The sequence below is a fragment of the Acidomonas methanolica genome, from assembly GCF_004346035.1.
GTDB classification, from domain to species: domain Bacteria; phylum Pseudomonadota; class Alphaproteobacteria; order Acetobacterales; family Acetobacteraceae; genus Acidomonas; species Acidomonas methanolica.
In genome coordinates, this window is sequence record NZ_SLZN01000014.1 from 51066 (window position 1) to 75755 (window position 24690).

The following is a 24690-nucleotide window of genomic DNA, read 5'->3' on the forward strand; positions in this document are numbered from 1 at the left end:
CGGACCGACATTTCATAACGAAGGATGTGCGATCTATCTCACCTGACATGTATAGAACCGCCCAGACAGGTTCAAGAGATTTGCTCCCGAAATCGTGAGGAAAACATGCGGCGGCGTGAGCCGGGCAAAGAGCGACCTGCGGGGAGCGACCTGTCCGGACCCTTCTTCACCTCTTGAAAACCCCCGGCGTCGGCGTAGTCTCGCGCTGACTCACTCAGGGAAAGAACCGACAGGTGGCGAACGAGCAGGCGACGGATCAGCAGGCGATTGAGGACGCGCGGGACGGTCTGCCGATTTCGCCCGACGTGATCCGCGCATGTTTCGCGGCGGCCATGTCGGAGATGTATCGCCGCGAGGTCCCGCTTTACGGCACGCTGCTCGATATCGTCGCGGCAGTGAACCGCCGGACGCTCGACGCCGATCCCGCTTTGCGGGACCGGATCGAGGCGGAGGGCGGGATGGAGCGCCTCTCCGTCGAGCGTCACGGCGCGATCCGCCTCGGCACGGCGGAAGAACTCGCCACCTGCCGCCGCCTGTTCGCCGTGATGGGGATGGAGCCGGTCGGGTATTACGATCTGTCGGTCGCCGGCGTGCCGGTCCATTCCACTGCCTTCCGCCCGGTGACGGTGCAGGCGCTGTCCCGCTGCCCGTTCCGCATCTTCACCTCGCTGCTCCGGCTGGAGCTGATCGAGGACAACGCGCTCCGTGCCGAGGCCGAAGCCATTCTCGCCCGCCGCCGCATCTTTTCGCCCGCCCTGCTGGACCTGCTCGACACGGCGGAGGCCGGGGGCGGGCTGACCGAGGCGCAGGCGGAGCGTTTCGTCAACGAGGCGCTCGAAACCTTCCGCTGGCATCCGGACACGACGGTCAGCCGGGAGACCTATGAGCGGCTGAACGCGGCGCACCGGCTGATTGCCGATGTCGTGTGTTTCCGCGGCCCACATATCAATCATCTGACCCCGCGCACGCTCGATATCGACGCGGTCCAGGCGGAGATGATCGCACGCGGCATTCCCGCCAAGGCCGTGATCGAGGGACCGCCGCGCCGCGCCTGCCCGATCCTGCTGCGGCAGACCAGCTTCACCGCGCTGGAAGAGCAGGTCGCGTTCCAGGCGGCGGACGGTCGCTCCGTGCCCGGATCGCATACGGCGCGGTTCGGCGAGGTCGAGCAGCGCGGCGTGGCGCTGACTCCCGCCGGACGCGCGCTCTACGACCGCCTGCTGGACGAGGCGCGCGGCGCGGACCCGGCAGACTACGCCGCGACGCTCGAACGTGCCTTCGCCGCCTTCCCGGACGATCTGGAAACCTTGCGCGGCGAGGGGCTGGCCTATTTCCGCTATCTCGGCCGGCCGCATCACCGCGTGCCCCATTACGCCACGCTGGACGATCTCGTGCAGTCCGGCGCCGTGACGGCGGTGCCGCTGACCTATGAGGATTTCCTGCCTGTCAGCGCGGCGGGTATTTTCCAATCCAATCTGGGCGGCGGGGCGCGCACGCATTATGCCGCCGAGGCAAGCCGGAGCGCTTTCGAGACCGCGCTCGGCACATCGGTCGCGGATGAGACGGCGATCTACGCCGCGCAGCAGGCCGCCTCGCTGCGCACGATCGGCATCGATGGTCCGGGATGAAGGACGTTCCGTGCCGCCATGGGCACCGGGGCGCGTTTCTCCCCTGACGGGTTGATGGATCGATCTTCATAATATAACGCAAGCGAAACTGATCATGTCCCTTCGCCGGAGACCGTCTTTGCCCAGCTCCCTCAGTCGGACCGCGCCCCGCATCGCCCTGGGCGCCCTCGCCGCGCTCAGCCTCTTGACCCGGCCGGCCTGCGCAGCACCCGCCCCTCCCGACGCCGTCGGCGCGCTGGTGAAGGAGTACGATGCGTTCTGCACGCGGGAAGACCCGATTTCCGCCGCCGCGCGCGGGGATGTGGCGGCGTCCGAACGCTGGCCCGATGACAGCCCGGCGGCGGACACCGCCCGCTATCACCAGTTGCTCGCCTTTCGCGACCGGCTGAAGGCGATCGATCCCGCCACCCTCTCCGGCGAGGCGGCGATCAATATCGGGCTGATCCGCTGGAGCGTCGATCTCGCCATCGAAGGCCACCGATTCGACGAGGCGCGCATCCCCTTCACCAGCGACGAGGGATTCTACCTCACCCCCGGCTACGCCGCCGATAATTCGCCCCTGCGGAACGAGGCGGCGGCCCGGCACTGGCTGGCGCGGATGACGGCGCTGCCCGCCTATTACGCCCAGCAGATCGCCAACATGCGGCGCGGCATCGCCACCGGCTTCGTGCAGCCGACGCTGATCGCGCGCAAGGTCGCCGCCGCCACGCAGGCGATCGCCGATCTGCCGCCCGAGCAGGACGCGACACTCCGGCCCTTCGACACGCTCCCGTCAACGATGCCGGAGGCGCAGCGTGCCGCCCTGCGCGCGGAGGCGCTGGCGATCGTTCGCCGGTCGATCAAACCGGCCGAGCGGCAGGTCGCTGAGTTTTTCGCCCGCGACTATCTCCCGGCCAGCCGCGCGACGCTCGGCGCGTCAGCTCTGCCCGATGGCCGCGCCTATTATGTCTATCGCGTGAAGACCGAGACGACGACCGGCATGACGCCGGACCAGATCTTCGCGCTGGGTCAGTCGGAGATCGCCCGGATTCACCGTGAGATGGACGCGCAGATGCAGGCGGTGGGCTTCAAGGGCGATTTCAAGGCGTTCGTCACGACGCTGCGGCATGATCCGCGCTTCTATGTCGCCACGCGCGAGGCGCTGCTGGAAAAAGCGAGCCGCCTCGCCAAGATCGTGGACGATCACCTGCCGCATGTCATCGGCAAGCTCCCGCGCCTGCCCTATGGCGTGCGTCCCGTGCCGCGCGCCATCGAGGACGGCTACACGTCCGGCCGCTACGATCCCGGCAGCCCGGCGCTCGGCATCGCGGGCGGGCTGATGATCAACACCTCGCATCTCGACCAGCGCCCGCTCTACGAGCTTCCCTCCCTCGTGGCGCATGAGGGCGCGCCGGGGCATCACATCCAGATCGCGCTCGCGCAGGAAATGACCGATCTCCCCGGCTTCCGGCGCGATTACGCCACCACGGCCTTCGTCGAGGGCTGGGCGCTCTACGCCGAGCAGCTCGTCGGGGAGTTCGATCTCTATCCGACGCCCTACGAACGCTTCGGCCAGCTTTCCATGGAAATGTGGCGCGCCTGCCGGCTGGTGATGGATGTCGGGCTGCACTGGAAGGGCTGGACGCGCGATCAGGCCGTCGCATGCCTGCGCGACAATACCGCGCTGGCGGAAAAGAATATCCAGAACGAGGTCGATCGTTATATTTCATGGCCCGGCCAGGCGCTGGGCTACAAGATCGGCGAGATCACCCTTCTCGGGCTGCGCCGTCAGGCCGAGACGGCGCTGGGCCCGCTCTTCGACGAACGGAGGTTCCACGACGTGGTGCTGGACGAGGGCGCGATGCCGATGGAGCAGCTGAAATCCCGGGTCGCCGCATGGATCGCGACGGAAAAGGCCGGGAAGGACAAGGCCGGGTAACGGAACGGCCGCGCAGGCCGGCCCGGTTCATACGCGAGGGAGACGGACATGAACATGACGGGTGCTCTTCTGATCGGCGCGCGGAATGTTTTTCGCGAAACGCGCTTTCATGCCGTCGCGGCGGAGGATGGCGCCCCGTTGCCGGTCGCCTTCTCCTGCGCGGAAGCGAGGGACGTCCGGGCGGCCTGCGCTTTGGCCGACGACGCGTTCGACAGCTTCCGCGCCACCGCTCCCGACGCGCGCGCGGCGTTTCTGGACCGCACCGCCAGCGGAATCGAGGCGCAGGGCAAGGAGTTGATCGCGCGCGCGATGGCGGAAACCGGCCTCCCCCACGCCCGGCTCGCGGGTGAATGCAACCGGACGATGGGCCAGTTGCGGCTTTTCGCGCGCGCCTTGCGTCAGGGCCGCTGCTTCGATGTGCGCATCGACCCGGCCCTGCCGGACCGCACGCCGCTGCCCCGCCCCGACCTGCGGATGATCCGTGTCGGCGTCGGGCCCGTCGCGGTGTTCGGGGCGAGCAATTTCCCGTTCGCCTTCTCCGTGGCGGGCGGGGACACGGCCTCGGCGCTGGCGGCGGGATGCCCCGTCGTGGCGCGCGCCCATCCGGCGCATCCCGGCGTGAGCGAGTTGATGGGCCACATCGTGCGCGACGCCGTCGCCGCCAGCGGCCTGCCGGAAGGCGTGTTTTCGCTGCTGGGCGGCCCGTCCCATGAGATCGGCGCGGCGCTGGTGCGCGATCCGGCCATCATGGCGGTCGGGTTCACCGGCTCGCGCGCGGGTGGCCTCGCCCTGGCCGCGATGGCCGCCGCGCGGCCCGTGCCGATCCCGTTCTATGGCGAACTCAGCGCGATCAACCCCGTCTATCTCCTGCCCGACGCGCTGGAGGCGCGCGCCGAGACGCTCGGGAAGGACTTCATCGCCTCGCTGACCAGGGAAGCGGGACAGTTCTGCACCAATCCGGGCCTGATTCTGGCGGTGGAAGGCCCCGCGCTCGACCGTTTCCGCGCCGCCGCCCGCGCGGCTCTGGAAGACTCCGCGGCCCAGACCATGCTGACCGGCGGGATTCACGAGGCATACGAGTCCGGCGTGGCGGCTCTGGCCGAACGGCCGGGCGTGACATGTCTGGGACGCGGCGCGCCCGGCGGCCCGCGAGCCTGTCAGGCGGCGCTGTTCGAGACGAGCGCCGCCGCCTTCATGGCGGGCCCCGCTCTGGGGCAGGAGATTTTCGGCGCGACATCACTCCTGGTGGCCTGCCCGGACAGCGCGACGATGCAGGCGTTGACGGCCGGGCTCGAAGGGCAGTTGACCGCGACGCTTCATATGGCGCCCACGGATCTCCCCCTCGCCCGGAGCCTGATGCCGATGCTCGAACGCAAGGCCGGGCGGATTCTTGCCAATGGCTGGCCGACCGGCGTCGAACTCTGCGACGCCATGGTGCATGGCGGCCCTTTTCCCGCCACGACCGATCCACGCACGACCTCGGTGGGCACGGCGGCGATCGAGCGCTTCCTGCGCCCCGTCTGCTATCAGGACATCCCCGAGACGCTCCTCCCCGACGGCCTGAAGCACAGCAATCCGTTCAGCCTGCCGCGCGGGCTCGACGGCGCCTACTGACGTCCGGTTTTTTCCGACCCGGCTTCGGAGATGCGGGACGCGTCAGACCGTCAGACCGGGCACGCCGCCCATCAGAGGATCGGTGATGCTCGGCCGGTCGTTTTCCAGATGTCCCGCGAGTTGAAGGGCGAACTGACTGTCGCCCGCCGCCGTGATCGTGACGTCATACCAGCCGCCTTTGTGTGACGCGGCGACGGTGAGCGCATGCGCGGCCAGCGGCGCGATCCTCACCGGCGCGAAACTGAGACCGCCATAGGCATCGGCGACGTTCAGCACGACGCTTCGATCCCCGTGATTACGCAGTTCGATGACGAGACTCTGTGCGAACCGATGCGATTCCGTCATGACGGACACCTTTGTCGCAACTGCGCCCGCCAGCCCGGCAAAGGACCGGAAGAAACCATTCGGACCGTGAACGTCCAGCACGTAGCCGCCATCCTCCGCAACGACCCAGTGATCGACAAGCGACCTGCCGTTCTCGACCGTGTAATATCGCGGGGCCACGCCGTTTCGCAGGTCGCGCACATGGAACACCGCCGCGGCGCTTCCCGTATTGACGAAGGTGAGGCCCATGCTTCGCGCATGCCCCGGCGGGGTGGACTGTACGTGCAAATCATACGGCAGCGCGCGGGCGGGACGCACGCCCCTCTCCTGCCGGGGCATGATTTGGGTCGCGGGAACGGCCGGCGTGTAGTTCGCATGACGCTTCCGGTCCGGCGGCGCATAAGACGCGGTGGACGGCAGACGCGTCTTCGCGGCGTTCGGCGTCCTGAAATCGAAGGCCGAGGTCAGATCGCCCGACACGGCGCGCCGCCAAGCGGTGATGTTCGGCTCCGTCAGACCGGAATAAAACGGGCCGAACCGCGTCTCCAGAAAACGGATGAGCGAGGTGTGGTCGAACACCTGCGAATTGACCCAGCCGCCGCGCGACCAGGGCGAAACCACGAGCATCGGCACGCGGGGCCCGAAACCGTACGGCCCGGCCGCATAATGTGACGATCCCGGAAAGAATTCGTTGGTCGGCGACACGGTGGACTGGCCGCCGACGGCGCCGACGGGCGGGGCCGGCGGGATGAGATGATCGAAGAACCCGTCATTCTCGTCAAACGTAATGAACAGGACGGTTTTCGACCATATCTCGGGGGCCGCGGTCAGCACGTCCAGCACCTGCGACACATACCAGGCGCCGTAATTCGCGGGCCAGTTCGGATGTTCCGAATACGCTTCCGGCGCGACGAGCCAGGAGACCTGCGGCAACGCGCCGGACTGCACATCCTGCCTGAACAGGTCGAAAAGCGTGCCGGACGCAACGATATTGGTGCCGCTGCGCGCCCGTTCCGCCAAAGGAGATCCCGGCGCGGCGCGGCGATACTGGTCGAAATAGAGCAGCGAGGTATCGCCGTAATTCCCTATATAGGGATTGCTCGCCCACCCCCATGACCCGGCGGCGTCCAGCCCGGTCCCGATGTCCTGATAGATTTTCCAGGAAACTCCGGCGGCCTGCAATCGCTCGGGATAGGTGCTCCAGGCATACCCGGCCTCGGCGTTGTCGACGATCGGCCCGCCACCGGAACCGTCATTCCCGACCCAGCCCGTCCACATGTAATAGCGGTTGGGATCGGTCGAGGAAAGAATGGAACAGTGATAGGCGTCGCAGATGGTGAACGCGTCGGCCAGGGCGTAATGAAACGGAATGTCGGCGCGGTCCATATACGCCATGCAGGTCGTGGTCTTGGCGGCGATCCAGTCATTCCACCACCCGTTACTGAACGCGGCCTGGGTGGACGTCCAGTCATGTGCGAGATCGGCGATGAATTGCAGGCCGAGATCGGCCGCCTCCGGATGGAACGGCATGAGCGCGCCGCCGCCATGGGGCTGTTCGAAGACGGTCGTCCCCTTCGTGAGCCGCGCCGCGCGAGGGTCGTTGAAACCGCGCACGCCCTGGAGCCTGCCGTAATAATGATCGAAGGAGCGGTTCTCCTGCATCAGGAAAATGACGTGCTCCACATCCCGTATCGTCCCCGTCACGTTATTCGCGGGCAGGGATGCGGCTTTCGCGATGCTCTGTTGCAACGATCCGGCGAGACCGCCGACCGTGAACAGTTTGAGAAAATCCCGGCGATCGGTTTCAGCCATGGCCTGTCCTGTCCCTGTGGGGACACGCCCCTGCTTCCTTCATGCGTGGAGACTGTTCCGCACGTCCCGCTGCCGCTCGGCATCAGAACGTCTGAAAACAGTCTTCCGCGACGGGCGTCCAGGATATGTTTTCTGATTTTTAATCCTGACGTCGCCTAAATACATAAAATCGGGAAAAATTAAATATCGCATAGAGAAAATCATATGACCCTTATCTGAAATATTCATGAAAACCGGCGGCGCTCACGGCCCATCTCCCCTCGTCAGGGAACGAAGATGAGTGTACGAGTAACAGGCTCAACGAACGCCGCATGGAAGGGCCGCGAAAGAATGTTTGCCAAACGGACGCGACATGTCCTGTCGAGCCTGCTGTCTCTGTCCGCCATCATTCCGGGCGTCGCCCGCGCCGACATGCCACTTTCAGCGCAGGCCCCCGACAGCCCCCGCACGAGGACGCCGATCCAGCATCTCGTGGTGATCTATCAGGAAAACGTCTCGTTCGATCATTACTTCGCCACCTATCCTGTCGCGGCCAACCCTCCGGGCGAGCCGTCCTTCACCGCCATGGGCGACACGCCGCCGGTCAACAACCTGCGGACGGCCCATCTCCTGAAGCAGAATCCCAACACCAATCCCGCCAACGGCCCCGACGCGGCGCTTCCCTTCCGCCTCGACCGCACCCAGGCGAGCACGGCGGACCAGAATCACGCCTATACGGCCGAGCAGATGGCCTATGACGGCGGCAAGGCCGATCTCTTCCCGCTCCATACCGGACGCGGCACGCCCGGCGGCGTCGGGGCTTTCGGCACCAGGGGCCAGGTCATGGGTTATTTCGACGGTAACACCGTCACGGCGCTGTGGCGTTATGCCCGGCACTTCGCCATGAGCGACAATACCTACACCGACACGTACGGCCCCTCGACGCCAGGCGCGCTCGAAGTGGTCGCGGGCCAGACGAACGGCCTCCAGATCGTGCGCGGCGCGATAAATTCCGCCATCATCCATGACGGCCAGGGAGGCTACACGCTCATCAACGACCTGGACCCCGGCTATGACATCTGCTCGTCGAAGGCCACCCAGGTGATGCTGCACGCGAAGACGATCGGCGACCTGCTCAACGCGCGCGGCATCACCTGGGGCGGCTTCATGGGCGGATTCGACCTGACGCTCACGGATTCGAACGGCACGACCGGCTGCGCTCGATCGACCTATTCCACGGTCGTTTCGAGAAACGTGAACGACTACATTCCGCATCACAACTGGTTCCAGTATTTCGCCAGCACCGCCAACCCGACCCATGCGCGCCCGGCCTCGATGGCGGCCATCGGCCACACGCTGGTTCCGGGCACGTCCGACACCGATCCGGCCCGTCACCAATATGATCTCAACGATTTCTACGCCACGGTGAAAGCAGGGAATTTCCCCGCCGTGTCCTTCATCAAACTGCCGGGTTATCAGGACGGACATGCCGGTTATTCCGATCCGCTCGACGAGCAGACGGGCATAGTCGCGCTCGTGAACTTCATCCAGACGCGCCCGGAATGGGCGGACACCGCCATCATCATCACCTATGACGATTCCGACGGGTGGTACGACCACGCCTTCACGAAAACCACCCGCGGCTCCTTCGACGCCAAGGCCGACCAGCTCGACGCGCCGGGCCGATGCGGTCCGCAAGGCAGCGCCCCGGACGGCGTGGCGGGCAAGCCGGTGAACGGACGCTGCGGCCCCGGCACCCGCATTCCGCTGCTCGTGGTCTCTCCCTGGGCGAAAACGAACTATATCGGCCACGATCTTATCACCCAGGCCTCGGTCGTCCGCTTCATCGAGAACAACTGGCTGGACGGCGCAAGGCTGGGCGGCGGCGCATTCGACGCCACGTCCGGCGATCTCGACGGGTTGTTCGATTTCCATCGCCCCCCGAATCCCGAGATCCTTCTCCTCGACCCTGAGACCGGCGACGTCACGTACAACGGCGCGCCCAAGGGGCCGGCGTCCGTTCCCCACGGCCAGTCCGCCGCGCCGGCGCGTTAGAACAGATCCAGTTCAGATGGAATCATCCGAACGGGCGGAAATGCTCCACCGCCCTACGCCGCCAGCGCGGCGAGATCGACGCCCAACTCGTTCCGCAGCAGGGCGAGGATATTTCTGGCGATCTGCGACAGCGCATGATCGGCGCGGAAGAGCACCGTGCAGGCGATGCCCAGCGGCGGCGACAGCGTGCAGGGGCGCGGCAGTCCCGGATGATGCAGGGCGGTCAGCGCGTCCACGATGGCGCACCCCCCGCCGAGCCGCACCAGCTCCGCGGCCATGTAATGCGTGCGCACCCGCACCGACGGCGAGGTGGAGAAGCCGGTTTCCTCCAGCGCCATGTCGAGGAGACGCGCCGTGGGATCGTTCTCGCTCAGGCCGATATAGCGCGCCGGGTCGATCGCCGAGAGGGCGACGCCGCCGCCCTCCGGTCTCTCCCGGTCGATCAGCAGCAGCGGGATCTCGGCGATATGATGGACGGTGAGGCCGTCGCGCTGATAATCCCCGAACACGACTCCCAGATCGAGATCGCGGTTGAGCAGCCGGGTGACGATCTCCGGCCCGTGCAATGCGTCGATGGTCAGTTCGATGCCCGGGTTGGCGGCACGATACCGCTGGATCACCCGCGGCACGAGGCTGAGGCCGAGGCTGGGCACGCAGCCGATGCTGATGGAATGCCCTTCCCGCGCATAGCGGAGATTGTCGGTCAGGCGTTTGAGATCCAGGAGTTTCTCGAAGATCGCATTCACATGCGGCAGCATGATGCGGGCCTCGCGCGTCGGCACCAGACGCCCGCCCGCCCGTTCGAACAGCGCGAATCCCAGGGATTGCTCGGCATAGCGCAGCACCTTGCTGGCCGCGGGCTGCGAGACGTTCAGAACCTCCGCCGCGCGCCGGAGCGAACCCGTCGTCATGATCGCATAGAAGACCTCGATCTGGCGCAAGCGCATCGTGACGGAACTCCTGTCCATTGAGCGCGCACAGTCTAGCCGCGAGTTATTGTGACTGCAAAACGAAGCCGAAACGAAGCGTTTCCTTCCCGTTCCATCCAACCCAAGGACGTGAATGCCCGACGTCTGGCGCGTACGAAACGGCCCTTAACCGCGAGTTATCGGAACCGCGCCTCTTTGGACTGGCCGGAAAGGAATTCGACTTCTAGTTTTCCACCTGACGACCACATGCGGCCTGACACATGCATCCAAGCCCCAGCGCTCCGGACATCGCCCCGCGCGCGTTTTGCACGACCCGTAATTCCGGAAGGATCATGCCCGCCAGACAGACCATCACGATCATCGGCGGCGGCGTCATCGGCCTCACCACCGCCTTCGCCCTCGTCAGGGAGGGGCACGACGTCACGCTCATCGAACGCCACGACGCGACCGGGCGGGAAGCCAGCTACGCCAATGGCGGCCAGCTCAGCTACCGCTATGTCAAACCTCTGGCGGATGCGGGGGTAGTCCGGGAAGCGATCGGCTGGCTCTTGCGGGAGAATTCCCCCATCTCCCTGCGCCTGCGGGCCGATCCGCATCAATGGCTCTGGCTCGCCGCCTTCCTGCGCGCCTGCTCGCGACGGACGAACCGCCGGAACGCGGCGCTTCTGCTCGATCTCGCCCTGAGCGGACAAAGGGAATTGCAGGTCTGGCGCGAGGAGGGGCTGGGCAATTTCCTCTGGCGACGCCCCGGCAAGCTGGTGCTGTACCGGAACGCGGAGACATTCCGCAAGGCCGCCGAATCCGCCGTCCAGACGGCTGGCGACGCCTCGCAGGAACAGGCGCTTTCGCCAACGGCGTGCATCGCGGCGGCCCCTGCCTTCGCCGACCTGCTGCCGCGGCTCGCGGGGGGCATCTTCTCGCCACAGGACGAGGTGGGAGACTGCCATCTCTTCTGCGAGGCCCTGCGCGCCGCGCTGGCGAAAGAGAGCGGATTCCGGCTCGTGCATGGGGTCGCGACGCTGCGGCGGGACGCAAGAGGACAGTGCGAGGTCATGCTGGACGGGCAGGATTTCGAGGCCGGACTGGTCGTGCTGGCGGCGGGAATCGCCTCGCGCGCGCTCGCCCGGCCGCTCGGGCTCGGCCTTCCGCTCTACGGGCTGAAGGGCTACAGCCTGACCTACCGCCCATCTCCCGATTTTCTGCCGGAGATCAGCGTCACGGATTACGACAATCGCGTCGTCTATGCGCGGCTGGGAGAGCGGCTGCGCGTCGCGGCGATGGTGGATATCGGCGCGGAGGACACCTCTCTCGACCCCCGGCGCATCGCCGGTCTGCGCGCGCTGGTGGCGCGGACACTGCCCGGCATGCCGGTCATGGAGGATGAGCCTCCCTGGGCCGGATTGCGTCCCGCCACGCCGACCGGCGTGCCACTCGTCACGCGTACACGCATCGACAACCTGCTGCTGAACGTGGGTCATGGCGCGCTCGGCTTCACGCTCTCCGTCGGCTCGGCCTTGCGGATTCGGGACATCGTGGCCCGCCGGGACGGGAAAGGCGGTTCGGCATGACGACGACACGACACGCGATGCGCCACGGCGGGGCGGACAGGCATCCCGAGGAAGATCACGAGCGTCCCGACCTGAGCCGGAGAATGAAGCGATTGATCCGACTCGCGGGCTTGCGGAGCGGGCTGGCGCTCCTGGCCCTGACCGCCCTCCCCGCCCATGCCGCGCACCCTTTGGCACACCCTTCGGCGGACGACCCGGCGCTGGCCCCCCTGCTGGCGATGCCCTTCGCGAGCGATCTCGTCGGGGCGCAGGCGGCGCGCCGGATCGCCTGGGTCGAAAAACGCGACGGCGCGCGGACTCTCCTCGTCTCGGATGACGGCGCGCCGCCGCGCCGCCTGACCAGTTCGACACGGCCCGACGGAACCAGCCTCTGGGGCCTCGCGCTGTCGCCCGACGGGCGGATGCTGGCTTTCGTCGAGGGCGGCGATGCGGAATATCCTGGCGACACCCCACCCAATGCCGACAACATGCCGCTTCCCGGCAGGCAGACCGTGCGCGTCCTCCTGCCGGACGGGCGAAACCTCGCGATGGGTGACGGCCATTCCCCCGTCTTCTCGCCGGATGGGCATTGGCTGGCTTTCGTCCAGGCCGGAACGTTGCGCATCGGCGCGCCGGGACAGCCCGCGCACACGGTGTTCACCGCGCAGGGCGATCTCTCCGCGCCCGTCTGGTCGCCGGACGGCACGCGGATCGCCGTGGAGATCGACCGAGGAACGCATGGCGTCATCGCGCTCGCCGCGGCGAAACCGGATTCTCCGCCCCGGTATATCCCGCCCGCTCTGGCCTTCGACCGCCTGCCCGTCTTTTCCCCAGACGGCCGCTCCCTCGCCTTCGCCCGCATGCGCGAGCCGCTTCTGACGGCGGAGCGCGGAAAAGGACGGTTCTGGTCCCTGCATGTCTATGACGTTACCAATGGCGTCGAACGCGTGCTCTGGACGGCGCCCGAGGGGAACGGCAGCCGGTTCTGGGCGCCGGAGGGCGTCGGCCTCGCCTGGACGCGGGACGGGCGCGTGCTCTTTCCCTGGGAAGGCAGCGGCTGGCTCCGGCTCTGCGCGCTTCCCGCTTCCGGCGGTCCAGCCGCCCCGACATGCCTGACGCCGGACGGCGCGGAATTCGCCTCGTATCGCCTGTCCCGGGACGGCGCGCGCCTGCTCTATACCGCCAATCCGGGCGATCACGACCGCTGGCGCGCCTGGTCGCAGCCGCTCTCCGGCGGCGCGCCGACCGCGCTGACCGGCCCGGACGAACAGGTGACGACGCTGACCACGGCGGGCGACGACATCGCCGTCATGGCGACGGGCGTCACCCGAACGGCGCACCCGCTCGTGCTACGGGCGGGCCGGCGCCGCGAACCGGCGCTTCCCGCCCTGCCGGCGGGCGTCAGCTTCGTCACGCCGCAGGACGCGCGTTTTCGCAGCGCGGACGGGCTGGACATTCACGGGCAGATTTTCCTGCCGCCGCCGGGCGGACCTGCGCGCCATCCGGCCCTCATTTTCGTGCATGGCGGCCCGGAACGGCAGATGCTGCCCGCCTTCAACGCCATGGGCTATTATTCGAACGCCTATCTCCTCAATCAACGCCTCGCCGCGCGCGGCTATGTGGTGCTTTCGGTGAATTATCGCAGCGGAACCGGATACGGCCTCGCCTTCCGGGACGCGCCGGGGATCGGGCGCGAGGGGGCCAGCGAATATCGCGACGTGCGTGCCGGAGCGTTTTATCTGGGCGGGCGCGCGGATGTGGATGCGCGCCGGATCGGCATCTGGGGCGGAAGCTGGGGCGGCTATCTCGCCGCTCTGGCCCTGGCGCGCGACAGCGACCTCTTCGCGGCAGGGGTGGATTTCCATGGCGTGCATGACCTGACGCAGCCCGATCACCCGGGGCTCTCGCCCGAGGAGAACCGGACGGCGCATGATAGGGAATGGCGGTCATCGCCGGTCGCCGATCTCGGGCATTGGCGGTCGCCCGTGCTGCTCGTGCATGGCGACGACGACCACAACGTCTCCTTCGACCAGTCGACGCTTCTGGCGCGCATGCTGACGGCGCGCGACATTCCTTTCGAGGAGCATGTCTTTCCCGGCGAGCGTCACGCGTTTCTCCGGTCGGCGGACTGGCTCGCCGCCTATCGCTGGACGCTCCGCTTCCTCGACTCGGCGCTCAGGCCGTGAAGAACTGGCTGAAGCCCATGCCGCGCAGGGCGCGCCGATAGGCGATGGAACTGCGATCCGCCATCACATGCGCCTCCAGCGCCGGGTCGAGCGGCAGGTTCTCCGGCTTCTGCGCCTCGACCAGCGCGCGGTCCTCCTCGAAGACCCGCAGGTTGAAGTCGTACACCGCCTGAACCGGAATATCCTTGTCGAAATTCCGGCAGATCGGCGCGAACATGCGCGTCTTGCGGGCGGAAACGGGCGAGGCCGCGTTCATGATGACCAGCCGCCCCTCATCGGGGAAATGAATCTCCAGCGTCGCCGTGAACGGCACATGGACGCGGAAATGCCGGAGCCATTCGAAGCCGGGACGTCCGCGCCCGGTGGCGCCGATAGGGTAGTTGCCGACATTGCTGCGATATTCCGCCTCGAACCCGTCCGCCGTCGGGCGCGGCATGTAGGAGGGGACGACAGCATTGTCGGGATCGGCGAAAGTCCCCGTATGCACGAAGGCGAAATGCGCCACGTCGATGAAGCCCTCCACCTGCCGCCCCGCGAACCCGCCGATGTCGATCCACGGGCAGGTGATCTGCTGGAACGCCGGCTCGTCCCAATGCGGCATCGGCGGGATCACCGGCTCGCCGTCCGGAGTCTCGTCCGGGGCGAGGCAGGTCCAGATCAGACCGTAACGTTCCAGGACCGGATAGGTGTGCAGATGCAGCTTCGACGGGATGGCGGCGTCGGGATGGGCGGGAACGCGGACGCAGCGCCCGCCCGCCCCGTAGCGGAAACCGTGATAGGCGCAGGCGATGGTCTCCCCGTCGCCATTGCCCATCTCCAGCGGCACGCCGCGATGCGGGCAGAGATGGTCGGCGATCACGATCGTCCCGCCCGCCCGGTAGATCACCAGCCGCGTATCCAGCAGCGTCACGCCCAGCGGCGCAGTCTCCACCTCGCGGCTCAACGCCACCGGGAACCAGCACCGCGCCAGGATGCGCCAGTCCTCGGGCAGGAAGGTGCAGTCGCGCGGCAGCGGCCGTTCCGAAGCGGCGGAGGCGGTGCGGGTCGGCGGGTGCGTGGCGGCGGACATGGCGCGGGCCTCCGGTGATGTGGTGTGAGCGAAGCATTTCACGACGGGCCCGTTCTCGTATAGAGCATAATTTCTTACTCTTCATTCGCAAAAAGAGAGCACTCGATGGCGGCGTTCTCCCGGTTCCTGCGTTACTTCCTCGCCGTCGCCCGATACGGCTCGATCCGCCGCGCCTCGGACGAGTTGCGCATCGCAGCCTCGGCCGTCGACCGGCAGCTTCTTCAGGGCGAGGCCGCGCTCGGCGTCGCGCTGTTCGAGCGGCTGCCCTCGGGCATGAGGCTGACCGCCGCCGGCGAGACGCTCTACGCCCATGCCCTGCGCTGGGCGCGGGAGTTCGACGACGTGACCCGCCAGATCGAGGATCTGAAGGGGTTGCGGCGCGGGCAGGTCGATCTCGTCATTCCCGAGGCGCTCGCCGCCGCGCCCGTCACCGCCGTCGTCACCCGGCTGCGGAGGGATCACCCGGGCATCGGCGTGACGATCCGCATCGAGGAAAACAGCCGCATCAGGGCGCGTCTCGATCGCGGCGAGGCCGATCTCGCCATGTTGCTCGACCCCGATCCCGCGCGCGGGCTGCTCGTCCGCGCCTCCGCCCGCTTCCCGCTGGGCATCGTGTCCGCCCCCGCCCTGCGTCTGCACGAGCGCGCCTCGCTGCGCTTTTCCGTCTGCGCGGAGGAGCCGACCATCGCGCCCATCCGCCCGCTCGCCATCGCGGAGGTGTTCGAGCGGCTGGAAGCCGCCATGGGCGCACCCGTCCGGCGCGTCGCCTCCAGCAACAACGTGGCGATGATCCGCTCTCTCGTGGCTGCCGGGACGGGGATCAGCCTGCTGAGCGCGCTGGATGTGATGGACGACCTGCGCGAGAACCGGCTCTGCTTCACCCCGCTCGACGGCGGCGCGGCCCTCCAGCTTTCCCTGGCGCTCGTCCATGACCGTGGCAGGCCGCTTTCCGTGGCCGCCCGTCTGGTCGCGGACAGTCTCGAACAGGCGCTCGCGGAGATGGTTCCGGCGCATCCGGACTCTTTACCGTGACCCCCTGTCATGCTAGGTTCCGCCGGCCTGTTCAGTCAGACTGAACGCAGGATGTTCGAGGCCCCTGACCGGGAAAAAGGCCGCATGATGAGTTTCCCCCCCCGACATGCGGCATGGCCTCCGCGCGCGTGGTCGCGAATGCATCATATGAGACACGGCCGTTCGAAGGGCCGGACCGGGCTGATGGTGGCGGTTCTCTCGACATGTGCCTTCCTTGACCTTCAGACCGCGCCCGCCGCTCGAGCCGAAGGCGCCTCCGCGGATGCCGTCGTCACGCTGGGCGCCGCCGCGCGACAGGAAGCGGGGCTGGAGATCCGCAAAGCGGCCCATGGCGCGCTTGCCCGGCCCATCGACGCCATGGGGATGCTCATTCCGCCGCCGGACCGCATGGTGAAAATCCAGCCCGCCGGGTCCGGAAAGGTGCTGACGGTCGATGTGCTGCCGGGGCAGAAGGTCAAGCCCGGACAGATATTGCTGACCTATCAGGATCATTCGCTTCATCTCGTGCGGCTGCAAGTCGCCAAGGCGAAGGCCGCCCTCGCGAGCGCGCAGACCAACAGCGCCGAAGCGCAGGCCGCCTACAACCGCGCGAAACTCCTCTCCGGGCAGGTGATCGCCATGGGCGAAGTCAGGCGCCGCCTCGCCCTGGCGCAGGCGGCCGCGGACGAGCTGACGGCACGCCAGGCCGATCTCGCGACGCTGCGGCATCAGCTCAATGAGGAATATAACTCGGTGACGGAGGCGGATAACCGCAGCGAGACCTCCGATGACGAAACCTCGCGCCTGCTCTCGCCCGTCGCAGGAGAGGTGCAGTCGATCCCGGTCGCGGTCGCCGACAATGTCGAACCGACCCAGATCGTCGCGACCGTGGTCGATTTTTCCCGTATCTGGATCGCAGCCGACGTCCTGCCGCAAGATGCGGAACGGGTCGACCCCACGGGAATGCAGGAGAGCGTCGCGCCGGACGGAACGCGCCTGCGCTCGCCGATCCTCTCCATCGCCGCCGCCGCCGACCCGGCCACCGGGCTGGTGCGCGTCCTGAGCCGCGCCGACAACAGCAGCGGCGCGCTGCGTCCCGGCATGATGCTCCATACCACCCTCCCGTCGCGCGAGACGGTGCCGGGCATCGTCCTTCCCGCCGACGCCGTCATGACGATCGACGGGCGGAGCGTGGTGTTCGTCCCTGTGGATGACGGATCGGGAACTGACGGACGCTTCCGCATGCGCCCGGTCGAGGTCGGGCTGGAGACTCCGGACCAAGCGGTAATCGTCTCCGGGCTGAAACCCGGCGAGGCGGTCGTCACCCATGGCGCGTTCGCGCTGAAATCCGTCCTGCTCATGGGATCGCACGAGGCGGGCGAGGGCTGAGTTGCACGGCATTCTGTCCTGGTTCCAGAAGAACCGCCTCGCGGTTCTCGGCGTCATCGTCGTACTGGCTGCCGCCGGGATCGCCTCGGTGTTCGGATTGCCGGTGGAGACCGTGCCCGACATCTCGCCGCGCCAGGTACTCGTCACCGCCGTCGCGCCGGGTCTGGCGACGGAGGAGGTCGAGCAGCTCATCACCTTCCCCGTCGAATCCAGCATAGCGGGGATACCGGAGATCACCGATCTGCGCTCCGTCTCGCGCGCGGGCGTCTCCGTCGTCTACGTCCAGTTCAACGACGACACCGACATCGATCTCGACCGCGCGCGGGTGGACGAGCGTCTCCGGCGGGCGCGCGACCTGATCACCGTGCCGGGCGTCACGCTCAATATCGGCCCGCTCGCCACGGGGCTGGGCGAGATCATGCAGTTCCAGCTCAAGGGTCCGGGCTATTCGCTGACAGAGCTGAACCGGCTGTTGACCTGGACGGTCGCGCCGAAGCTGAAGCTGGTGCCCGGCGTGGTCGACGTGAACATCAACGGCGGCGCGGAAGAGACCTACCAGCTCGCCATCGACCCCGCCCGTCTTCTGGCGCTCGGCATCTCGCTCGGCGAGGTGTATCGCGCGGTGGAGCAGAACAACGCCGATGCCGGCGGCGGCTGGATCGAGCATCATCAGGAGCAGCAGATCGTCGTCGGGCGCGGCCGCGTCACGTCGCTCGCCGATTTCGGCGCGATCCCGGTCCGCACCGATCCGGGCGGCAGCGCGATCCATCTCCGCGACCTGGGCCGGATCTCGCTCGGCGCGCGCACGCGGCTCGGCGCCGTGACGCGCGACGGACGCGGCGAGATCGTGACCGGCGTGGTGCTCATGCGCATCGGCGCGAGTTCGAACGCCACCCTGGCCGCCATCGACCGCGCCCTGCCCGCCATCAACCACGCCCTGCCTCGCGGCGTGACGATCGAGCCGTATTATCTGCGGTCCACCCTGACCGACAAGACGATCGCGACGGTGAAGGAAAACCTCCTTCTCGGAGCGTTGCTGGTCATCCTGGTGCTCGTCCTGGTGATCGGCGACTGGCGCGCCTCGCTGGTCATCGCCTCGGTGATCCCCTTCTCCCTGCTCTGCGCCATGACGGGCATGCGCTGGTTCGGCATTTCCGCCAATCTGCTGAGTCTGGGCGCGATCGATTTCGGCATGATCGTCGACGGGTCGCTCGTGGTGATCGAGCATCTGATGACGCTCCGGAACCAGGCGGCGCATCGGGGCGGGGCAGCGCCGCCGTTCGACGCGCAGGTCGTCGCCTCGGCGGCGGAAGTCGCCCGGCCCGTGAGCTTCGCCATCCTCATCATCGTGATGGTCTATCTGCCGATCCTGACCTTGCAGGGCATCGAGGGCAACATGTTCCGCCCGATGGCGCAGACGGTCATCATGGCGCTGCTCGCATCGCTGGCCTATGGCTTCATCGCAATCCCCGTGCTCGCCGCCATCCTGCTCCGCCGCGCCCCGGTGCATGACGAGACACGGCTGATCGCAGCACTCCGGCGACGCTACCTGCCGTTACTGTACTGGTGCCGGACCCGGTCCACCGCCATTTTCGCCATGACGGGCGGCTTACTCGTCGTCTCGCTCCTTCTGGCGAGCCGGCTCGGCGGGGAGTTCATCCCCTCTCTCGCCGAAGGCGCGCTGACCGTCACGACGACGCGCCTGCCCAGCATCTCGCTGCCGCAGGCGTTGCGCGAAGTCACGCAGCAGGAAAAGATCCTCAAGTCGTTCCCTGAGGTAACGACGGTGGTGAGCAATACCGGCACCTCGGCGATCCCGACCGACCCGATGGGTGTCAACGAGACCGACAGCTTCATTTTTCTCAAGCCCCCCTCGCAGTGGAAAACCGCCCGCACCCAGGCGGGTCTGGTGGCCGCCATGGGCAAGGCGCTGTCGGACGCGCTTCCCGAGGCGCAGCAGAACTGGAGCCAGCCGGTCGAGATGCGGATGGACGATCTGCTCGCCGGCGTGCGCTCGCAGATCGCCGTTTCGATCTATGGCGACGATCTGGCCACCCTCTCCCGCCTCGGCCGGCAGGTGGCGGCCGTGATCGCCGCGGTGCCGGGGGCTGCGGATGTCGCGGAACTGGGCGAAGGCAGCGTCTCCTATATCCATGTCGATATCGACCGGACGCGCGCGGCCCGGCTCGGAGTGGCGTTGCAGGACATGCTGGACGCGGTGGAGGCGGTGGGCGGGCATATCGGGCGGCCGGTCATGGTGAACAACGCCATCATCGCCACGCAGATCCGCTTCGACCCGGCCTCCGTGAGCGACCGGGACCATATCGCCCGGCTGAGGGTGCGGCGTGCGGACGGCAAGGGTGCGGTTCCCCTCTCGGAAATCGCGACGGTCACGGTGGCGGACGGCCCGCCGAGCATCAATCGCGACGAGATTCAGCGGCGCGTGGTCGTGCAGGCCAATGTCCGCGGGCGCGACCTGGAGTCCTTCGTCGCGGCGGCACAGCGCGCCGTGGCGACCAGGGTGCCGCTGCCGCCCGGCAGCCACATCGCCTGGGCCGGACAGTTCCGCAACCTGCACTCGGCGATGGCGCGGCTGGAGATCGTGGTTCCTATCGCGCTGGCGCTGATTTTCGGGCTGCTCTATCTCGCGCTGGGCTCGGTCCGCGCCGCGCTGCTGGTGTTCGTCAATCTCCCGATCGCCGCGACCGGCGGCATTTTCGCGCTCGTCCTGCGCGGCCTGCCCTTCAGCATCTCGGCCGGGATCGGCTTCATCGCGCTGTTCGGCGTGGCGATTCTCAACGGCGTCGTGCTCGTCAGCACGATCCAGCAACGGCGCCGCGAAGGCATGACAGTGGAGGCCGCCGCCTTCAGCGGCGCGGAGACGCGGTTCCGGCCCGTGATGGCCACGGCCCTGGTCGCGAGTCTGGGGTTCATCCCGATGGCCGTCTCGACCAGCGCCGGCGCGGAGATCGAGCGCCCATTGGCCACCGTGGTCATTGGTGGCCTCATCTCCTCGACCCTGCTGACGCTCCTCGTCCTGCCCTCGCTCTATGCGCGGGTCATGGGCCGGCGGGAGACAGGCTCACCCGGACAGGCGCGGCAATAGCTGTGTCATGGAGCGCCATCCGACGCGGGCATCGCGGAAAACCCGCTGATTTTCCACGGACCGGATGGTGGGCGCAACAGGGATTGAACCTGTGACCCCTACCATGTCAAAACCGGCTGACCCCAACGAAATCAGAGACTTAGATGGTCTAAACCGTTCAAAAACAGCACGCACGATCAAGAGTGAATCGTGCAATGCGTGCGAAGAGCGCACCAGAAACTGACTCCGCTGTCACCGGCCTCATCACCTCACCGGACAGTTTTCCCACAACATCGAATCGTTCGACGGATGGGAAGCAATCCCCCTCTCTTCTGAGACGGCGGGACACGATTCGGGCTGGTGCCTTAAACGGCTCGATCCTGTCGGGGGAGGCCGCGTCATGAGCGGTCGTCCTTCCCTCAAGGTCGCCTTCCGCCGACAGGTCATGGACCTCTTTTTCGACGGAACGCTGAAACCGTCCGAGAAATCGGTTCTGATGACGCTGGCAACCTTCTCCGGCCGAGGGGGGCTCTATCCCAGCCATGACGCCATCGCCAAAGCCTGCCGCTATTCCGTGCGGACGGTGATCCGCGCCCTTGATCGGGCGTATGAACTCGGGATCGTCGAGCGAACCCATAGGGTGAAACGAGAAGGCGGGAAGATCGTCCGCACCAGCAACAGCTATCGCCTGATCGTCAGCGCAGTCGATCAGGTTCGAGCCGCCGGAAAACACATGGCGCGCGCCGTTTTCCAGCGCGTCCGGCATCTAAGTGACAGGATGGCACAGAAGGCGTCTGGAAATATATCTAAGACGTCTGAAAGGCCGCTTTTCGGGCGGCGATACCCCGAGCCGCACGGCCCTACCCTCTCCCCGTGCGAGTGGATCGAGGTCATTAACGGCTGGAAAAGTGCATGAGGCGCCCTCTTCATCGCGGCACCAAAAGAAGCGGCCAGCGAAGACGCCTTCGGCGCACTACGCGGCTCCCGCTCCGCGCTCGCTCTTCGCCAGTCAGGCCAGAGGAAATGAGCAAGCCCGCATTGGTATTGAAGACGAGCAAACCGCGCGGACGGTGCCCCGTGAACGCCGAATAACGTTGGCGTTGATACGATGTTGACATTCGCCATGTTGATCCATAGTTTATACACTGTCCTACGCTATGGAGGTGACGATGAAGGCCATGGTGAAGAAATGGGGCAATAGCGCCTCCGTTCGCATCCCCGCGTCAGTCTTGGCGGCGGCAGGCCTGAAGCTGGATCAGCCGGTCGATGTGCGCGAGGAAAGCGGTCGCGTCATCATCGAGCCGATCACGGTTACTGAATATGATTTGGCGGACCTGCTGGCGGGGATCACGCCGGAGAATGTCCACTCCGAAGTCGATTTCGGGGAGCCGGTTGGCGGGGAACGCCTCTGACATGCCCGCCTATGTGCCGGACGCCGGGGAAATCGTCTGGCTCAATTTTTCGCCTCAGACCGGGCACGAGCAGGCTGGCCATCGCCCTGCCGTCGTTCTGTCCCCAGCTTCCTACAATCGGATTGGCCTGATGCTGTGCTGCCCGCTAACCACGAAGCGGAAGGGTTACCCCTTCGAGGTTGCGATCGACAACGACCGGCGGAGCGCGGCCCTCGCGGATCAGGTGAAGTCCCTCGACTGGCGAGCGCGCGGTGCTCGAAGGAAGGGGCATGTGTCTGAAGCGGAGCTTTCGGAAATCCGCGCAAAAGCTCGGGCGCTGATCGGGACGTGAGGAGTAGGCTTACGTCAGCTATGGGGGGATGCGGAAGGTCGGCTTTCCGACTGTGACACTCAGCAGTAGACATCCCTGCCAATCCTGGCGCGGTTCAGCCAGCTCTCCGCTACCTCAAGCCGAAAATGTGCCAAAGGCCCTGACGACGGACAACGGACATTCGCATGAACGAGCATCCCGAGGGTTCCGGCGTCACCGGAGCCTTTCTGGCGCGCCCCATCCGGCAGGGCGACAATCCCGAGGACGCGTTGCGCCGGGTGCTGGCCAAGCCGCCTGATGTCGCCGGTCGCTATGCGGAGGCATTCAATTCATGCCAGCGCGCTCTCGAGACTATCAGGATGGAGCTGCGCATCACCCCTCCGGGCTGCCGGTGATGTCAGGGTCCGGCGGGGTATCGCCACCTGCCGGGGGGTCTGCCTTGAGGGGAAGCCTCACGATATTGCTGCGAAAGACCCGGCGGGGTATGGACGGACTGTGCTGGACAACCCTGTCAGCGCGCGAAGACGCCTCATGCTCGTTCTGCGCATCCTCCACAACCCTGATAATATCATCTACGATGTCTCTGCGCACTAGGCCCTCGAGCAGGTCCATCAATGCATCAATGACCTCAGGTTTTGGGCGCCAGCCTCGATGCGCCGCGGCATTCCCCGCCTCGACGAGAGTCCTGAAGGCCTCCTCCTCACTCGTGAGAAGGCCAGCCTTGTTGTCGACGAGCCACCTGATTTTCTTCTGGAAATTTATGTCCGGTGCACCCAAAATTTCCGCCACGACTTCGAATGATGTGCGGATGCCGATGGCAGCCAGCGTATCAAGTCTTGCATTGAGCGCTTCGTAGACTTCCGTCATGATGCCAAACAGATGAAGATTCTTATCTTCGCTAGTGTATGTAAGTACACTCAACCAGACCGGGGTTTTTCGCCATATGGTGGGAGGCAGGAATGCGACGTCCGGGGGGTGATTGCGGTATTCACCGGCCTCCTTGTCCAAATACTCATAATTCGTCCGCTCGTCGGAGACACTCATGCAGAACGAATAATCGCAGCCTGCACACGAGACAATTCTGGCTTTGACTGTCCACTCGAATATATCATTGCCTTCCTCATTCGTAGCTTCAGCACGAATGAGGCAGTTCCGCTCCCCGTCGCAGCGAGGGCAATGGGCTCTGACCGTCTGCCCTTCCTGGGACATGGGAAATCTCTCCGAAGCAATCTCTCTCAGCGAGGGAGCATTGCCCCACGCAACTCCTATGGCAATAGCCATTGAACCGCACCGGGACCGACAAAGACTATTTCTGTTACGCCAGAAGCCACGTCTGCTTTCAGGAAGTGCACAAATGCGCTTCGGCGTCCGCGAAGAGAGCGAGAGCAGTCATTCGAGATCATTGTTCTTGCGCTGTGCCCATATCCGCTTGACCTGGCTGGCGCTGCACCCAGCCAAGCGAGCGGTTTCAGCGATACTGTTTCCGCGTTCCCGCAAGGCGATGACGCGGGTGTGCAACGCCCGATTGGGTTTTCGCCCGTCATACCGGCCTGCTGCTTTCGCCAAAGCGATTCCTTGTTGTTGGCGTTCACGGCGATCCTCGTAGTCGTCTCGGGCTATCTGCAAGGCGAGGCGTAGAAGCATGTCCTGGACGGATTCCAGAACGATCCGCGTGACGCCTTGGGCCGTCTCGGTCAGTTCCGAAAGGTCCACGACACCCGGAACAGCAAGCTGCGCGCCTCGATCACGAATAGCTTTCACAAGTTGCTCCGCGTCGGCCAAAGGAAGGCGGCTGATCCGATCCATCTTCTCCGCGATCACCACTTCGCCGGTTTGCAGATCCGATATCATCCGCTGTAATTCGGGCCGGTCGGCCCGTGCGCCGGACGCCTTCTCGCGGTAGACAGCTGCCACATAGTAGCCAGCGGCCTTGGCGTCCTCGACGATAGCTTCCTGCCGCCGCAGGTCCTGCTCGTCGGTGCTGACACGGATATAGATGCGAGCCACTTTTACGGCCGAAGATGTCTCCGTCATCGTCCCCACGCCCAATGAGACACGGAGCGGCGATAGTCGCCATCCCCTGCCACGGATTCCGCTTTCATCCCACGTGGCACACAGTCCAAAAAGCTGTACACTTTATAGCTCAATAGGGTATACTCAAAAGCACCATACACAAGATCTTAGCTCTTTTATGCCACGAGCAACTCTAATGAGCCTGGCTCACACGAGCAAACCCAAAAGAGCCATGAAAGCGGATCCCTTCATTGGTCGTCCTCGCCTCAAGCTAACGCAGCTAAAGCCAGGGGGCTCCATAAACGAAGCTAGAGCGTTTTCTGCACGAACTGAATCGTTAGGGATTCCCCTTGGCGGCGTGATCTGATTCAAGATGAGAGCCGGGAAGGGGGCTGGCTTTGGATGTCAT

General features: G+C 66.1%; 18 protein-coding genes. 13 read left to right on the top strand and 5 right to left on the bottom strand.

Annotated elements, in window-relative coordinates:
• The first annotated feature begins 233 nt into the window (after window positions 1-233).
• The 3 genes from hglS to EDC31_RS11060 all read left to right on the top strand — a co-directional run bounded on the left by hglS (window position 234) and on the right by EDC31_RS11060 (window position 5160).
• On the top strand, window positions 234-1628 hold the full coding sequence (gene hglS / locus EDC31_RS11050; RefSeq protein ID WP_239641586.1) for a 2-oxoadipate dioxygenase/decarboxylase HglS: 1395 nt from the start codon (window positions 234-236) through the stop codon (window positions 1626-1628).
• Window positions 1629-1746: 118 nt separating this feature from the next.
• Window positions 1747-3546, top strand: a complete 1800-nt coding sequence (locus EDC31_RS11055) for a DUF885 domain-containing protein (RefSeq protein WP_204366647.1) — start codon at window positions 1747-1749, stop codon at window positions 3544-3546.
• Window positions 3547-3594: 48 nt separating this feature from the next.
• Window positions 3595-5160 (top strand): aldehyde dehydrogenase (NADP(+)), encoded by a 1566-nt coding sequence (locus tag EDC31_RS11060; RefSeq protein WP_042057234.1) that lies wholly within the window; start codon window positions 3595-3597, stop codon window positions 5158-5160.
• A gap of 42 nt (window positions 5161-5202) precedes the next feature.
• Here the strand turns inward: EDC31_RS11060 and EDC31_RS11065 are convergent, their stop codons facing one another.
• Window positions 5203-7296: a phosphocholine-specific phospholipase C gene (locus EDC31_RS11065; RefSeq protein WP_042057233.1), complete on the bottom strand. Its 2094-nt coding sequence runs from the start codon at window positions 7294-7296 to the stop codon at window positions 5203-5205.
• A 330-nt stretch (window positions 7297-7626) separates the two neighbouring features.
• On the opposite strand from EDC31_RS11065, the gene EDC31_RS11070 reads away from it, so the two are divergent.
• Window positions 7627-9330 (top strand): phospholipase C, encoded by a 1704-nt coding sequence (locus EDC31_RS11070; protein ID WP_042057232.1) that lies wholly within the window; start codon window positions 7627-7629, stop codon window positions 9328-9330.
• A gap of 53 nt (window positions 9331-9383) precedes the next feature.
• Here EDC31_RS11070 and EDC31_RS11075 read toward each other — a convergent pair whose 3' ends face one another.
• A complete protein-coding gene (locus EDC31_RS11075; protein ID WP_042057230.1) occupies window positions 9384-10277 on the bottom strand; it encodes a LysR family transcriptional regulator in 894 nt (297 codons plus the stop codon).
• 314 nt (window positions 10278-10591) lie between these two features.
• Here EDC31_RS11075 and EDC31_RS11080 point away from each other — a divergent pair, with 314 nt between their 5' ends.
• Window positions 10592-11827, top strand: a complete 1236-nt coding sequence (locus EDC31_RS11080; RefSeq protein WP_042057228.1) for an FAD-dependent oxidoreductase — start codon at window positions 10592-10594, stop codon at window positions 11825-11827.
• A complete protein-coding gene (locus EDC31_RS11085; protein ID WP_239641585.1) occupies window positions 11824-13992 on the top strand; it encodes a S9 family peptidase in 2169 nt (722 codons plus the stop codon). The genes EDC31_RS11080 and EDC31_RS11085 overlap by 4 nt, the downstream gene beginning before the upstream one ends.
• On the opposite strand, the gene EDC31_RS11090 is transcribed toward EDC31_RS11085, so the two are convergent.
• Window positions 13982-15061 (bottom strand): aromatic ring-hydroxylating oxygenase subunit alpha, encoded by a 1080-nt coding sequence (locus tag EDC31_RS11090; protein ID WP_042057226.1) that lies wholly within the window; start codon window positions 15059-15061, stop codon window positions 13982-13984. The genes EDC31_RS11085 and EDC31_RS11090 overlap by 11 nt on opposite strands.
• A 105-nt stretch (window positions 15062-15166) precedes the next feature.
• On the opposite strand from EDC31_RS11090, the gene EDC31_RS11095 reads away from it, so the two are divergent.
• The 7 genes from EDC31_RS11095 to EDC31_RS11125 all read left to right on the top strand — a co-directional run bounded on the left by EDC31_RS11095 (window position 15167) and on the right by EDC31_RS11125 (window position 22663).
• The gene (locus EDC31_RS11095; protein WP_042057224.1) at window positions 15167-16093 is read left to right on the top strand and encodes a LysR family transcriptional regulator; all 927 of its coding nucleotides are present in this window, start codon (window positions 15167-15169) and stop codon (window positions 16091-16093) included.
• A 147-nt stretch (window positions 16094-16240) separates the two neighbouring features.
• Window positions 16241-17461, top strand: a complete 1221-nt coding sequence (locus EDC31_RS11100; RefSeq protein ID WP_239641584.1) for an efflux RND transporter periplasmic adaptor subunit — start codon at window positions 16241-16243, stop codon at window positions 17459-17461.
• A gap of 1 nt (window position 17462) precedes the next feature.
• A complete protein-coding gene (locus tag EDC31_RS11105; RefSeq protein ID WP_042057220.1) occupies window positions 17463-20567 on the top strand; it encodes an efflux RND transporter permease subunit in 3105 nt (1034 codons plus the stop codon).
• Between the two features lie 475 nt (window positions 20568-21042).
• Window positions 21043-21462 (top strand): helix-turn-helix domain-containing protein, encoded by a 420-nt coding sequence (locus tag EDC31_RS11110; RefSeq protein ID WP_239641589.1) that lies wholly within the window; start codon window positions 21043-21045, stop codon window positions 21460-21462.
• Between the two features lie 241 nt (window positions 21463-21703).
• A complete protein-coding gene (locus tag EDC31_RS11115) occupies window positions 21704-21958 on the top strand; it encodes an AbrB/MazE/SpoVT family DNA-binding domain-containing protein (RefSeq protein WP_042057218.1) in 255 nt (84 codons plus the stop codon).
• 1 nt (window position 21959) lies between these two features.
• On the top strand, window positions 21960-22289 hold the full coding sequence (mazF, locus tag EDC31_RS11120) for an endoribonuclease MazF (RefSeq protein WP_042057216.1): 330 nt from the start codon (window positions 21960-21962) through the stop codon (window positions 22287-22289).
• Window positions 22290-22453: 164 nt separating this feature from the next.
• A complete protein-coding gene (locus tag EDC31_RS11125; RefSeq protein WP_042057214.1) occupies window positions 22454-22663 on the top strand; it encodes a hypothetical protein in 210 nt (69 codons plus the stop codon).
• Here EDC31_RS11125 and EDC31_RS11130 read toward each other — a convergent pair.
• Both EDC31_RS11130 and EDC31_RS11135 read right to left on the bottom strand, forming a co-directional pair.
• Entirely contained in the window at window positions 22641-23549 is a 909-nt protein-coding gene (locus tag EDC31_RS11130; RefSeq protein WP_132127050.1) for a DUF4145 domain-containing protein, read from the bottom strand. The two genes, EDC31_RS11125 and EDC31_RS11130, sit on opposite strands and share 23 nt — an antisense overlap.
• 108 nt (window positions 23550-23657) lie before the next feature.
• Window positions 23658-24302: a recombinase family protein gene (locus tag EDC31_RS11135; protein WP_042057267.1), complete on the bottom strand. Its 645-nt coding sequence runs from the start codon at window positions 24300-24302 to the stop codon at window positions 23658-23660.
• Between the last annotated feature and the right edge of the window lie 388 nt (window positions 24303-24690).

Excerpts from the sequence above, each read along its gene's own strand:
- EDC31_RS11060 (WP_042057234.1), top strand. The coding sequence starts at position 3,595 with ATGAACATGACGGGTGCTCTTCTGATCGGCGCGCGGAATGTTTTTCGC.
- EDC31_RS11065 (WP_042057233.1), bottom strand. The coding sequence starts at position 7,296 with ATGGCTGAAACCGATCGCCGGGATTTTCTCAAACTGTTCACGGTCGGC.
- EDC31_RS11070 (WP_042057232.1), top strand. The coding sequence starts at position 7,627 with ATGTTTGCCAAACGGACGCGACATGTCCTGTCGAGCCTGCTGTCTCTG.
- EDC31_RS11075 (WP_042057230.1), bottom strand. The coding sequence starts at position 10,277 with ATGCGCTTGCGCCAGATCGAGGTCTTCTATGCGATCATGACGACGGGT.
- EDC31_RS11080 (WP_042057228.1), top strand. The coding sequence starts at position 10,592 with ATGCCCGCCAGACAGACCATCACGATCATCGGCGGCGGCGTCATCGGC.
- EDC31_RS11085 (WP_239641585.1), top strand. The coding sequence starts at position 11,824 with ATGACGACGACACGACACGCGATGCGCCACGGCGGGGCGGACAGGCAT.
- EDC31_RS11090 (WP_042057226.1), bottom strand. The coding sequence starts at position 15,061 with ATGTCCGCCGCCACGCACCCGCCGACCCGCACCGCCTCCGCCGCTTCG.
- EDC31_RS11095 (WP_042057224.1), top strand. The coding sequence starts at position 15,167 with ATGGCGGCGTTCTCCCGGTTCCTGCGTTACTTCCTCGCCGTCGCCCGA.
- EDC31_RS11100 (WP_239641584.1), top strand. The coding sequence starts at position 16,241 with ATGAGACACGGCCGTTCGAAGGGCCGGACCGGGCTGATGGTGGCGGTT.
- EDC31_RS11110 (WP_239641589.1), top strand. The coding sequence starts at position 21,043 with ATGACGCTGGCAACCTTCTCCGGCCGAGGGGGGCTCTATCCCAGCCAT.
- EDC31_RS11115 (WP_042057218.1), top strand. The coding sequence starts at position 21,704 with ATGGAGGTGACGATGAAGGCCATGGTGAAGAAATGGGGCAATAGCGCC.
- mazF (WP_042057216.1), top strand. The coding sequence starts at position 21,960 with ATGCCCGCCTATGTGCCGGACGCCGGGGAAATCGTCTGGCTCAATTTT.
- EDC31_RS11125 (WP_042057214.1), top strand. The coding sequence starts at position 22,454 with ATGAACGAGCATCCCGAGGGTTCCGGCGTCACCGGAGCCTTTCTGGCG.
- EDC31_RS11130 (WP_132127050.1), bottom strand. The coding sequence starts at position 23,549 with ATGGCTATTGCCATAGGAGTTGCGTGGGGCAATGCTCCCTCGCTGAGA.
- EDC31_RS11135 (WP_042057267.1), bottom strand. The coding sequence starts at position 24,302 with ATGACGGAGACATCTTCGGCCGTAAAAGTGGCTCGCATCTATATCCGT.